Source organism: Vibrio sp. 1CM2L, assembly GCF_023161695.1.
In the GTDB taxonomy this organism is placed as follows: domain Bacteria; phylum Pseudomonadota; class Gammaproteobacteria; order Enterobacterales; family Vibrionaceae; genus Vibrio; species Vibrio coralliirubri.
This window is the reverse complement of record NZ_JALNTT010000001.1, coordinates 1,102,533-1,114,945: the sequence shown is the minus strand read 5'-3', so window position 1 is coordinate 1,114,945 and position 12,413 is coordinate 1,102,533. Positions and strand designations below refer to the sequence as shown.

10 protein-coding genes are annotated in these 12,413 nt (G+C 45.1%); 4 read left to right on the top strand and 6 right to left on the bottom strand.

Annotated elements, in window-relative coordinates; translation table 11 throughout:
* The first annotated feature begins 83 nt into the window (after positions 1-83).
* Positions 84-1,871: a sigma-54-dependent Fis family transcriptional regulator gene (locus tag MSG34_RS04800; RefSeq protein WP_248336434.1), complete on the top strand. Its 1,788-nt coding sequence runs from the start codon at positions 84-86 to the stop codon at positions 1,869-1,871.
* Positions 1,872-1,889: 18 nt separating this feature from the next.
* Here the strand turns inward: MSG34_RS04800 and MSG34_RS04795 are convergent, their stop codons facing one another.
* Positions 1,890-2,741 (bottom strand): LysR family transcriptional regulator, encoded by an 852-nt coding sequence (locus tag MSG34_RS04795; RefSeq protein WP_248336433.1) that lies wholly within the window; start codon positions 2,739-2,741, stop codon positions 1,890-1,892.
* A gap of 118 nt (positions 2,742-2,859) precedes the next feature.
* Here MSG34_RS04795 and MSG34_RS04790 point away from each other — a divergent pair, with 118 nt between their 5' ends.
* Positions 2,860-3,507 carry a glutathione S-transferase family protein gene (locus MSG34_RS04790; protein WP_248336432.1) on the top strand — a complete coding sequence of 216 codons (648 nt, stop codon included), beginning with the start codon at positions 2,860-2,862 and terminating at the stop codon, positions 3,505-3,507.
* Positions 3,508-3,589: 82 nt separating this feature from the next.
* On the opposite strand, the gene MSG34_RS04785 is transcribed toward MSG34_RS04790, so the two are convergent.
* The 3 genes from MSG34_RS04785 to MSG34_RS04775 form a co-directional block, all read right to left on the bottom strand.
* Positions 3,590-4,528 (bottom strand): LysR family transcriptional regulator, encoded by a 939-nt coding sequence (locus MSG34_RS04785; protein ID WP_248336431.1) that lies wholly within the window; start codon positions 4,526-4,528, stop codon positions 3,590-3,592.
* 104 nt (positions 4,529-4,632) lie between these two features.
* Entirely contained in the window at positions 4,633-6,123 is a 1,491-nt protein-coding gene (locus MSG34_RS04780; protein WP_248336430.1) for a DUF1214 domain-containing protein, read from the bottom strand.
* A gap of 118 nt (positions 6,124-6,241) precedes the next feature.
* Positions 6,242-7,720 (bottom strand): DUF1214 domain-containing protein, encoded by a 1,479-nt coding sequence (locus tag MSG34_RS04775; RefSeq protein ID WP_048613884.1) that lies wholly within the window; start codon positions 7,718-7,720, stop codon positions 6,242-6,244.
* 287 nt (positions 7,721-8,007) lie between these two features.
* Here MSG34_RS04775 and MSG34_RS04770 point away from each other — a divergent pair, with 287 nt between their 5' ends.
* The gene (locus MSG34_RS04770; RefSeq protein ID WP_248336429.1) at positions 8,008-9,450 is read left to right on the top strand and encodes an N-acylglucosamine 2-epimerase; all 1,443 of its coding nucleotides are present in this window, start codon (positions 8,008-8,010) and stop codon (positions 9,448-9,450) included.
* Between the two features lie 69 nt (positions 9,451-9,519).
* Here MSG34_RS04770 and MSG34_RS04765 read toward each other — a convergent pair whose 3' ends face one another.
* Both MSG34_RS04765 and MSG34_RS04760 read right to left on the bottom strand, forming a co-directional pair.
* Complete coding sequence (locus tag MSG34_RS04765) at positions 9,520-9,927, bottom strand: hypothetical protein (RefSeq protein WP_017061620.1); 408 nt, start codon at positions 9,925-9,927, stop codon at positions 9,520-9,522.
* A gap of 139 nt (positions 9,928-10,066) precedes the next feature.
* A complete protein-coding gene (locus MSG34_RS04760) occupies positions 10,067-11,398 on the bottom strand; it encodes a ferric reductase-like transmembrane domain-containing protein (protein ID WP_248336428.1) in 1,332 nt (443 codons plus the stop codon).
* Positions 11,399-11,633: 235 nt separating this feature from the next.
* Between MSG34_RS04760 and MSG34_RS04755 the strand changes: the two genes are divergently transcribed.
* Entirely contained in the window at positions 11,634-12,323 is a 690-nt protein-coding gene (locus MSG34_RS04755; RefSeq protein ID WP_248336427.1) for a flavin reductase, read from the top strand.
* The last annotated feature ends 90 nt before the right edge of the window (positions 12,324-12,413 follow it).

The window sequence follows — 12,413 nt, the reverse complement described above, 5'->3', positions numbered from 1 at the left end:
GCATTGAACGGACGTATGGAAACCACTCCAGTGTTCAACTGTTCCAAATTGGTACACCCTCACTGTTACGACATGGAACAGTCATGCACCTTCAACAAGCAAATACCTCAGATTGGCTTTGGTCTTCTTGGCACCGCAGTACAGAAGCAGGTCTAAAACAGAGACGACTTCCCGAAGATATTCGCCTTCCTCAATCGATTCTTAAACAGCGACGACATCAATCTTCTGACTTAATCAACATCGTCGAACGTAATGCGCTGCCTTTGTTCAATCAGATGTTTGCCCGTACCGACAGTCGTTTGATTCTGACCGATATTGAAGGGGTGATTCTGGCGAGTTGGGGACAGGAGCGGTTTAAAGAGAAGCTGACATCAATTGCACTCAGCTCTGGAGCCTGTTGGCAGGAACAACTGAAAGGCACCAACGCGATTGGCACCGCCATTGTTGAAGCCAAGCCAGTATCCATCATTGGCGAACAACACTTCATCCACCAGCATCGATTTATCAGCTGTTCAGCAAGCCCGGTGTTCGATCACCAAGGTCAAATGGTTGGCGTATTGGACATCACCAGTGAGCAGCAACAACACGACAGTTCCGTCCAATTACTGGTTCAAAATATGGTTCAGCTTGTTGAGAACCAGCTACTGAGCCACATCCCACAAGGCACCACTCGAATCGATCTTGCGTGTGAGAAATCTTTACTACACAGTGGTTGGCAAGGGATAGTGATAGCGAACGAAGCTGGTGAGGTAGTCGCGCACAATCAGGTTGCTTCTCAATTGTTGGATCAAACCTCGATCGTCGGCGAATGCATAGATACCCTGTTCAACCGAACCTCATTAGATACGCCTTTTGTGTTTGAGAAACAACGCCTCAAACAAACAACGAACAAGCGCACACGCTCTATTTCGGCATCGTGTAATTTGCACCATGGCGAGCAACAAATTGAACACGCTTGGCAGCAAGCTAATAAGGTTATCGATAAAGGGATCAGCTTGTTGATCTTAGGTGAAACAGGGGTTGGTAAGGGCGAATTTGTTAAAGCATTACACAAGCAAAGCCAACGTAAATCGTCGCCGTTGGTGGCGGTAAATTGTGGAGCACTACCGAAAGATCTTATCGAATCCGAACTGTTTGGCTACGCGCCGGGCGCGTTTACGGGCGCAAGCCACAAAGGTTTCCAAGGTAAGATTCGCCAAGCGGACAAGGGCATTCTGTTTCTAGATGAGATCGCCGACATGCCGTTAGAGGCTCAGTGTCGTTTGCTGCATGTTCTACAAGATAAGTCCGTCGTCCCTGTGGGTTCAAATCAAAGCTACCAAGTCGATTGTCAGATCATCGCTGCCACTCATAAAAACCTAGAACAGTTAGTTGCGACAGGAGAGTTCAGACAAGACTTGTATTATCGCCTAAACGGCTTAGCCTTCACCTTGCCAAGCCTACAACACCGACAAGACAAGCACACCTTAATCGAGCACATTCATCGTAAATACGCCGAAGACGAACAGACAATCTGCCCGCACTTGATGAGCTTACTGTGCGCTTACGCTTGGCCGGGCAATATCCGCGAATTAGATAATCTACTGAAGGTCGCCGCTTTACTGGCGAGTGATGAACCCCAACTCACACTCGAGCATGTACCCAGCCACCTTGCTCAACATCTCACGTCGTTAGCGCAAGACAATCACCATCAACTGACGACTCCTAATACCATCAAAGGTACAGCGAATAACGATTTAAGAAGTACCGTTGAAGAAACCTTGTTGCAAACGTATCAAGCGAACCAAGGCAACATCAGCAAGACATCGCGAATACTCGGCATCAGCCGCAATACCATTTATCGAAAGCTGAAAAGTTTGGGGATTCTTTAGCAGGAAGATGAACCTAAGCTACTCAGACTCTAACTCCACAAGTTGATTGAGCACTTCTTTGTCCAATACTGGATGATGTTTGCTCGCTAAGATCAACACAATATCGACCGAAGGCAACGGCGGCATATCGTCAAGAATTTTCAAATCTGAAGTGACGCTGAGCTTACCCATCGCGCCAATGGCTAATCCGGCTTTAACGATTGCACGTTGTGCAGAAGCCGTATTGCTACACGCCAATAACTGATAAGGCGTGCCCTGCTTAGTTAAGCCATTCACTGCCGCTGCGTGATACTTACAATCGGTCTGAAACAAAGCTAATGGGACTGATTTAGACTCATCGAACACATAATCAGGGCTGCTTATCCATACTCCGATATCATGAGTGAGCCAGTACCCTTCTTCACTATCGGGCGCTCGGGTGACAATTGCGGCATCAAGCCTGCCATCATCTAACCACTCTCTGAGCGTAATGCTGGGCAGGCTGAATACTTGAATAGAACAGGTGGGTTCTGCTTTCTGCAACAGGCGAATCACTTTTGGCAGAATAGTGTCGTTGTAGTCTTCAGGGCAGCCAAGTCGCAGAGGTTGTTTGTCCTCGTAACGCTTTACTTGCTTAAGGGCTGTATTGTGAAGGGCGACCAACTGTTCGGCATGAGAACGCAGCGCCAAACCTGCTTCTGTGAGTATTAAGTTACGCCCTTCTTTTTTGAAAAGGGTGACGTTGAGCTCTTCTTCCAACTTACGCATCTGCGCACTGAATGCCGATTGGGTGCGATTTATCTGTTTCGCTGCACGTGTGAAACTACTGGTTTCTACGAACGCGAGAAAGCCTCGCAAAGCATCAATATCCATATTGAAATTACCACCCATCGTTTTTATTAATGTATTGCATCAAAATTATCCGTTAGTGCGCCGTAATACAATCCCCTAAGCTCAAATGCATGCCCCCAAGGCTCAAAGCATACCCACTAAACGCAAGGAAGCCCCTATGCAGCTTTATATTGGAAACCAGAACTACTCAACTTGGTCACTGCGCGCATGGCTAATATTCGATAACTACAACCTGAATGCAGAAGTCATCAAGCTCAAACTCTTCACCTCTGATTTTTACGACACTCTGGCGAAAGTGACACCAACGGCTAAGGTTCCAACCTTAGTTGATGGTGACGTTGCAGTGTGGGATTCATTGGCGATTCTCGAATACGTTAACGACGCCCACTTAGACGGAGCAGCATGGCCAAAATCCACCAAAGAGCGCGCTCGTGCAAGAGCCATTTCCGCCGAGATGCACTCTGGTTTTTTTGCCGTCAGAAATGAAATGCCGATGAACTGCCGCGCCAAAAGAAAGGTCACAGTCAGTGAAGACGCACTGAAAGACATCGCTCGTATTGATGCGATATGGTCAGCGCAAATGGAACAATACCCTGAAGGATGGTTGTTTGGTGAATGGTCGATTGCCGATGCGATGTTTACACCTGTGGCATTGCGCGTAGAAACCTATGGCATCCAGCTTTCAAAGAAAGCATCGCAGTATCAACAACGTGTACTTAACAGCCCATCAATACAAAAATGGTTGGCAGAGGCAAGCTTAGAAACCGATGTGGTTGAAGAGGATGAGGCGGGCGAACCTGTATAAGTAGATAACAATGAGTCTCGATATAGCATCGAGACTCATTCAATATTAGGCAGTTAGAAACGTTTCACTAGAGTGCGTTTTTTCAGAGTATGGTCTTCAACAGCTCATTAAACCGAGACGCTATCCACTGATGCGAAGCGGATGTAAATGTACGTTGATGCTGCAATAAATAAAGGTCTACGTGATATTGCTTGCTGTCTACAAAATCATAAATATCGACAAACCGATGATCGAAATCTGGCAAAGCATTTAAAGCGTTCATACCAAAAATCACCGCATCAGAACGAGAAGCGATTTCCATTAATACATGAGTTTGAGTACTTCGAAGCTTTGGGCGTTTATCACTTTCTAGCTCCAATAAGATCTGTTGCAAAGGGGTGTTGAATGCTTGCTTGTGGTCTTCTTCGACGTTCATAGCAAGCACTGGGTATTGCATGATCTCATCTAAAGTTGATGTCGTTCCAACCAGTGGGTGCTCCTTTTTAACAAACAATTTGGGGTAGATGGTCCCTATTTTGGTGGCTTGGTATTTTTGATCTAACGAGCTTGCATAATGAATCGCAAAATCTAACTTACCCTTGTCGAGCAAGTCATAAGGGTTACTTTTCGCAGCCATCTCTATCAAGTTCACATCCGGGGCTTCTTCAAATAATCCCAAGGCTAGATTAGGAAGAATGGTGCTCCCCAGAAAGGTCGGTAAAGAGATCGAAAACGTATCGTTGCACTCTCGAGGATCAAATTGATTACGCTGAAATAACGCGTTTAGCTGCGGCAGAATGTGTTGCAGTTCTTGGCCTAACTCTAGTGCTTTTGATGTTGGTGTTAGGCCCGTAGATGTTCTGATAAAGAGAGGATCATCAAAGGTTTCTCTCAGCCGTTTTAAGCTGCGACTCATGGCCGACTGTGACACAAATAACGCCTTTGCAGCATTGGTTACGTTGCGTTCTTTAAGCAATGTATCAAAGGCCACCAGCAAATTTAGGTCGACTCGATTCAACTGATATGACATGTCTTTTCGCATAAATCCTCTAGCTATCTTTGAGCAATAACAGTGCTAAGCGCTGAATAACCTTAACATGAAAAGATGCACCCATTTATAGGGTGCATTCAAACTTGCGATACCTTCTATTTCACCTTAACAAAATCACTTGGTTTCCATGAATTATCAAACCACTTTTCTGTCGGCGAATACATGCGGAAGATGATATTAAAACCTTTGCCTTCCGTCGTTTGGACCCAATTACTTTCCATTCCTTTGGGAGCGTTGGGCGAAAAATGGACAGTGATAGAACCATCGCTGTTCTTCTTAATATCTTCACTCAAACCATCAAGGCCAGCAGATTTTTGGTCGGTTTCTAGCATAGAGCGAGTCTGGTTATCGTAGATCATAAATGACCAAAACTGCTCTACTGGCGCATTCGGTGGCAAAGTCACCGTGTAGTGTTGACTGCCATCCAACACTTCCTTGTTGGCATCACGTGTCGCCAACAGATAATCCGATCCTTTTCCTACGGTTTTCGTCACCATATCTGGTGTAATCCCGGTTGCCATGAAGTGGAATGTTGCTCGCATATCGGAGTCAATTACGCCATTTTCATCTTTAAATTCATGGCCTGAGACTAACGGCGTGAACCACTGTCTATCATCGTAGCGAAACATCTCTTCTTTAGGGTGGAAATAGCTTGAGCGTACTTCAGCAGTCGCTATTTTTGCGGCTTCCGACAGTATTTGCTGCATACGCGTGTTTGGCACAAACTCTTGCCCTTTTTCTATTCCGATGTCTTTAGCCAACGACAACCATTCAGCATCAAAAATAGCGGTAGGTTCATATTGAATAAGTGCATTGACCTCATCGTAGAACGTCTCGTCCATAGCATGAATGGTGTTGTAATCGACGCCAGAAATATTCATGAACTCTGTCTTATCTTCTTTGCCATACGAATACAGCTTGGTGGTGTTTTTTAATGTTGTAATACTCTGTTCCATACTCTCTGGTGAGCTCACTAAACGCAGCAATAGCCAATGCTGATACCCTTCGCTGACAACCTCAATGTACCCTTCTGGAACGTCGCCTTTCCACGAAGAGTGGCGGATAAAATACTTGCCTGATTTAGCTGCATTGTCTGGGTGAGTGACACCAATTCGATCAACGTACTTAAATGCAGCATTGTCGAGTAAACCCATAACCGGAGTAGGAACTTCTAGAATCACCGGGCCATTTTTTACATCAATTTCCGAAGTGACATAGGGTGTTGTTGTATTAGCAGTTAGCCATAAACTATTGGCGTCTAAGTTGTCTTCAGAAATTGCGATTGTTTGATTGGGCTTCATACCGATACTCTCATGCCCCAACAATAGCCCTTGTATTGAAGCAACTGGAATACCGGATAGAAAAACACGAACAGCATTAGATACTTGAACAAAATCTTGAACCTTAGCGTGCGTTTCTAATGTCGGTGCACCATCGGTATAGTTGAGCTCACCTAGATAGCCAGATTCGACCTTATTTGGCGTAATGATGCTATCTGGTACTTGCGCACTAAATTTAGGCTCAGCGAGCGCCACAGATGAACAGCCTAAAGTAATCAGCAACGTAGCAATAATCGATTTTTTCATAATATTTTCTCTTGTCTAAAATGATTCTCATCGCCTAACCGGCCCCAATTTGTATGCTTCACTTAGGGGCACGCATTAAGCTATTTACTTGCAGAGATGGTTGAGTCTCTATTGCTTGCTAGCCACTGATTTTTTCCATGTCTTCTAGCATCCAGTTTTTAAAGAAAGTCTTCGATGTTGGACGGTAAAGTCGGAACAATAAGAAGTAATCTTCACCACCTGTAGGAACCCAGTTTTCCTCCTGCCCTTTTGGTGCTTCAGGGCCGAAATACAGATCATACGAACCATCTGGATTCTTTTTCATCGTGTCAGCGTTTCGAGACGATAGCCCTACTCGATCGACCCCTTTAACAAAATTCTTGGTTTCCATGTTGTAAACAATCGCTGACCAGAAGTCCTCGACAGGCGTATCAGCTGGTACATTGAGCTTGTACGTCGCTTTGCCATCTAACATCTCACCTTGTGAATCGCGTAAACCCGTTAGATAAAAGGTTGAACCGCCCAATTGCTTCGGCAAGTAAGTTACGTAGAAATACGACGCCGCACGCTTATCAACTAACACCTCATCTTCATCCACAAATGGGAAACCAAGCTGAGCTTGAGGGCCAAAATTCCAGAAGGACCATTGCGACAGAGGTTTGCCGTTTTCATCTCTCCATAGCGCACTCACCGTTTGATCCGGTTCAACAAACTTTGATTGCATGTGTGCATAGGCCATCAGCACACCTTCACTCATCGCTTTTTTCTGCTCAGCTGTTGGGTCGAATTTTTTCCCTTTTTCAATACCAAGGTCTTTTAGTAACGACGCCATTGCTTTGTCTTGCGTTCTGACCGGGTTCTCTTGGATGACGTCATTAATGTCTTGAAAAAACGTCTCGTTGTAATAAGGTAGGCTGTCATAGGCGACATCTGTTGCATCCAAGTAATCTGTCTTGGGTGGATTTTCTGCATCGGCTAAGTTGTAGATTTTGATTTGCTTCGCGTAGTTACCCGCATCCAAATCTGTCGCCCCATTGGTTAATGACGGTCTGAATGAAAAGCCATACAGGTACGTATCCGTTTCAAATACAAGGTAACCCTTACTTTCGAGATCCTGCTTCGTACCTAATTTATTGTCGTAACCTGGTGGCAAGAATAGATACTTCCCTCCTTTGCCTTCGTCAGCACCTTTATAACCAACATCAGCAATAGGAACCTCCCATTGGTTAACGATTGAGCCAAAGTAGTTCACTTTGTCTGTTGCTGCGGGCACCTCAATCACCACAGGGCCATTCTTCGACGTTATCGTTGCCCAAGCATAAGCGGTAGTATCGTTCGCGGTGAGAAACCCCTTTTCTGAGCCAAAAGGTTCGTTCACATAAACCACATCGTTGAAGTCGCCATCAAGGTCACGACGAGTCGCTTTTAGAAAATCAATTTGAGTCACAGCCGGCATATAATGGATTGCTGTTTGAGTAGCGCGCTGCACCATCATTTTGTATTCGAGATTTTCAATCTGTGATGCACGATTAAGGATGTCATCTGTATCATCGAATGACTGGGAATAGACCGGCATTGTGCTGATAGCAAGTAGCGAAGCTAATAGAAGTTTTTTCATGTTGAGCATATCTCTTCGTAAAGGTGAAACATTCAATTGTTTAAAAAACATCCTTTGTTTGAGCCCAGTATACGAACGAGACCAAATCCCATCCAATGACTTATAATCATTATGAATTATTCGATTTGTGGATAATGCTAGTTATAGTTCGACTATTCCGGTACGACTCAATGATCTGTAAACCTTCCTCTACTCCGCAATAATTTGGTCGATTGTGATCACCGAATCACAATGTGCAGATGTGATTGTTTATATTCAACGAAATTCAAATAGTTAAGATAAACATCATGTTACGAGCAACGATCGCATTACTCAGTGTTACTAGCTACGCCGTATCTGCCAACGCCCCTCTTCCTTCTGGAGAAGAGTGGCTCAATCATGCTACTGAAGGGCTTGCACCTTACTGGTTGATGTCTAGCGCTCAAGGAGAGCCGATAGGCAACTTCCCGACTTTCCGTTGTGATGACGGTACCTTGCTCGATGTTTCTGATGTGTGCCCTGAACTGAACAAAGGCTGGATCACGCCGCACTTTGGCAAAGAGTTTACGCGGATGAAGTCACGCCAAACTTATGCCTATGGCGTGCTCTACCACCTTACTGGCGATAAACAGGCTTTAGCGCTTGCCAAGCAAGGTGCCTACTACCTCATTGATCAACTAGAAGATAAGCAAAATGGTGGCTTTATTGGCTACACAAAAGAGGGAAAAGCAGGCCAGGATTGGCAGCAGCGCACCTCTCAAGATCAAGCGTACGCGCTGGTTGGCCTTGCTATGTACTACTACTTGACCCAAGACAAAAAGGTAGAACAAGCACTCATCGCACAACAAGCTTTTATCTTTGATAAATATCGACTTAGCGACAACAGTGGTCTTGCTTGGGTGCTTGCTGACGGTGAAGATGGCAGTGCAAAACGACGTGAGCTAGTCGCGCAACTTGATCAGATAAACGGCTACATGTTGCTCGTCGCACCTCTGCTCAAAGAGCCCGTCAAAACAAAATGGCTTGATGACTTAAACTGGCTCACGCAAACCATGATTGACCAATACCACTCTGAAGATGAACAACGCTTCTACGGTGCAATTCACGACAAAGCGGCGATGATGCCGAATGCCAATCACAATGATTTTGGGCACACCATCAAAGCCTATTGGATGACTTACCTTACAGGCCAAACATTGAATAACTCTGAATGGTCGGAGTTTGGTTTAGACGGTATGAAATACACTCTCGCTCAGGCGCAATATCAGAAAGACTTTGCCAGCGTATCCCAATATTATGGCGAGGAACTTCAGAGCGAGTGGAAAGGACAAGAGATAACTGGATGGCAAAGCAGACCAAATACAAATTGGGCTTCATCATGGGAATGGGCGGAGCTTGATCAAGCAGCCATGACGGTTTCGCTAGTCGATGGTTCAATGAAAGACGTATTGCAATACACCCTACCGACCTTTCATGATGTATGGGTCGATCATAAATACGGAGGTGTTGGGCTTGATCCAAAACGCACCAAAGCTTTCCATTGGGGCAACGGTTATCACCAGTTTGAGCATGCGCTGATTGGCTATTTATATGCTCGACAAGAGGAAGGTAAACCCGCTGTGCTTCACTACGCAAGGCCAACCAATAGCGAGATGCCAATGGAACCGTATTACTATCAAGGGGATGTGGTTAAGTTGGAGAACCTAGACGATGGGTCACAAAAGGTCAGTTTCAATAACATTCGACCTTAGCGTGGGTATTGGTTCTGATTAAGCGGATTGACAACCAAGCCTGAAATCAGTTTTCAGGCTTTTTAATGGCTACTTTCTCTTCCCTTGCTCAACTAACTTTTCATTCCATGCCGTATTGCCGTCACGCTTGGTCACATCATACTCTGAACAGAACTGAGAGATGGTCATGTTGTTGTCGCCAGTCGCCAATTTCAACGCCAACTGGACTTGTTGAAGTTTGCTTTGCAGACGCAGAATCTGACCAGCATTTGGGCTTTTTTCTTTGGCATACTTTAAGGCTGCATGCTTACGCTCTGCCGCGCCCGCTCGGCGATCTGCTTCTGATAACAGATACTTGAGTTGAGCAACACTCTTGCCTTTCTTGAAGGCAGGATCAAGCAACTCAACGCATTCATCAAACGATGGATCGATAACGTATGGGTCAACTTTATGAGCTTGTTGGCGCATCCACTCTAGTGCGAGTTTTTCATCTGACATAATTACATCTTTACCAAAGAAATAGCCCTATATGGTATCGCTCAATAGCAAACCGCTGCAATAACAAATTGAGTGACTTTACGCCTTTTTGCACGGTGCCGATTGACTAATTTAACAATCACAGCCCCAATAGTTAGCTTTAACGCATCACAAACAGCTCTTCGTGGTAGTGCTTTTCAATATCAAATTGATAGGTGTCTAATTCTTTTTTCAGTGATGTAGAGAACAACTCCGGCCCGCAGAAATACATCTCGTATTCGTTGAGGTCGCCACATTGATTGACAATTCTTCCGGCGTTCAGCCGAGGTGAATGTAAGGTGTCTATCACGGTCAACTTCACACCAACCGCGTGTGCAAGGTGCCACAACTCATCGATTAATTGCTTATCAACACCGCGAGTACAATAAAACAGTTCAATACGAGGATGATCTCGTTCTGTTTTGAGCGCTTCAAGTGTTGCAAAAAACGACGCAATCCCGACGCCACCAGCAATCCAAATTTGTGGCTTGCATAGGTCAAAATCAAGTCGACCATAGGGACCTTCAACCGTAACCGCATCGCCCGCTTTCACTCGTTCATAAAGGCCATTAGTAAAATCACCCAGCTCTTTGATCAAAAAGCGTAGCTCTGAATCTTCACTGCCAGAAACAATGGTAAACGGATGAGGATCTTCATTACCAAAACGCAGGTATGCAAACTGCCCAGCGTTATGACCATGCCAAGATGCATCAGGTTTTAACACAAGCTCCATCACCTCAGCTTGTGGAAAATAACGAGTCGAGGTAATGGTCGCTGAGTGACGATTACGACGCCCAACCAAGCCCAACAAACTGTAAATCGCTGCGATAGACCCAACCAAAGCAAATGCCACAGTTAGATAATAAATAGGCTCTCCCCAATACGCTCGTTTAAGCAGTATTACTGAGTGAAAAGCGATAAACAGGTACGCAACCGACATCAGACGGTGCGACAATTTAAACGGTTTGTACTTCACTGCCGCCCATAGTGACGCCACAAGTAAAATGAGTAATAAGTAGAAGCCCCATTCGCCAATACTCTGAGCAATTCCGCGCAATTCACTGACCCATAACTCCCATCCAGTCAAAACAGCTTGCGGCCCTGAACCATCGTGTCGAACAGGCTTATCTAACACGCCAGACACCACCAATGACTTAGGAATTTGGTACCACAACCAGTGTGTCACACCCAATGCAACACCACCGATACCGAGCCATTTATGGACTCGATATGCTTTATCCATACCTTTCAGCCAATTCTCAACCATAGGCAAACGCATCGCCAAGATCATGGTGATGGACATTAACATCAGAGACAAAATACCTGAGTACTGAATCATGGCTGAGCGCCATTCAAAGACATCGCTTGAAGCGAATAATTGCGGTTCCATCGCAAACCAAAAGGCTGACATTGTGGCAATCATTGCCCAAATGATATTGCGGACTGTTTTCATTTGTTAACACTCATAAAGACGACATCATTACTTTAGCTCCTGTGATGTAAAGGGACGTCAACGTACGTAAATCTATGCAAAGGATCTCGTTCATTGTGCTGTAGCAGAGATAAAAGAGACAAACTGCCCACGGCCAAACTAAGCGCTCTTTGATCGATAAAAGCGGATTCTTCGTACATATAAGTCCGTTAGTGAGCATGCTCGAAGATAACAATAAATGAGAAGAAGAGAAGATATGAAGGACATGACCCTTTCTAAACAAGATATCCAAACAATGGACCAGCGACATCGCATTCGTTTGGTTAATTCCTTGTCTGGATTTAAAAGCGCCAACCTAATTGGCACTTGTGATAAGCAGGGGTTTGAAAACCTTGCGATAGTAAGCTCTGTCATTCATCTTGGGTCTGATCCGGCGCTGCTTGGTTTTATTGTTCGCCCAGATAAAAGCCGCCGTCATACGCTAGAAAACATTCTAGAAACAAAGCACTTCACCGTTAACAGCATTGGTGCTGACTTTGTTAAAAAGGCCCATCAAACCTCGGCTCGCTACCCTAAACCAGTCTCAGAATTCAACGCGGTCGGCTTAACGGCCTATTATGACGACAAATTCCCCGCTCCCTTCGTCTTGGAGAGCAGTTTAAAGATAGGGTTAGCGTTCAAAGAACAGATCACAATCGAAAGCAATCAAACGCAAATGTTGATCGGTGAAGTTATAACGATTCACGCACCCAAACGCGCCGTGATGCCGGATGGCTACCTTGATTTAGAAGCGTTGGATTTGGTCACGGTATCAGGGCTTGATAGCTACCACGTAACTCAAAGACTGCACCGATTAAGCTATGCAAAACCACAACAGCCACTCTTTCCACTCACTCGCGAAGGTAACCCAACCTCATGGGAAGCGTTCGAACTTATTCTAGACTAATTTTGTTCGGCAATTTGCTATCAAAAGTGCTAACGTCCTTTAATTCCAAGAGATGCATCTCACACAAGTGCATCTCGCTGAGCACCTCAT

Coding starts and splice junctions, on each gene's coding strand:
- MSG34_RS04760 (WP_248336428.1), bottom strand. CDS start 11,398: ATGAAAACAGTCCGCAATATCATTTGGGCAATGATTGCCACAATGTCA.
- MSG34_RS04800 (WP_248336434.1), top strand. CDS start 84: ATGCACCTTCAACAAGCAAATACCTCAGATTGGCTTTGGTCTTCTTGG.
- MSG34_RS04765 (WP_017061620.1), bottom strand. CDS start 9,927: ATGTCAGATGAAAAACTCGCACTAGAGTGGATGCGCCAACAAGCTCAT.
- MSG34_RS04770 (WP_248336429.1), top strand. CDS start 8,008: ATGTTACGAGCAACGATCGCATTACTCAGTGTTACTAGCTACGCCGTA.
- MSG34_RS04775 (WP_048613884.1), bottom strand. CDS start 7,720: ATGAAAAAACTTCTATTAGCTTCGCTACTTGCTATCAGCACAATGCCG.
- MSG34_RS04780 (WP_248336430.1), bottom strand. CDS start 6,123: ATGAAAAAATCGATTATTGCTACGTTGCTGATTACTTTAGGCTGTTCA.
- MSG34_RS04755 (WP_248336427.1), top strand. CDS start 11,634: ATGAAGGACATGACCCTTTCTAAACAAGATATCCAAACAATGGACCAG.
- MSG34_RS04785 (WP_248336431.1), bottom strand. CDS start 4,528: ATGCGAAAAGACATGTCATATCAGTTGAATCGAGTCGACCTAAATTTG.
- MSG34_RS04790 (WP_248336432.1), top strand. CDS start 2,860: ATGCAGCTTTATATTGGAAACCAGAACTACTCAACTTGGTCACTGCGC.
- MSG34_RS04795 (WP_248336433.1), bottom strand. CDS start 2,741: ATGGGTGGTAATTTCAATATGGATATTGATGCTTTGCGAGGCTTTCTC.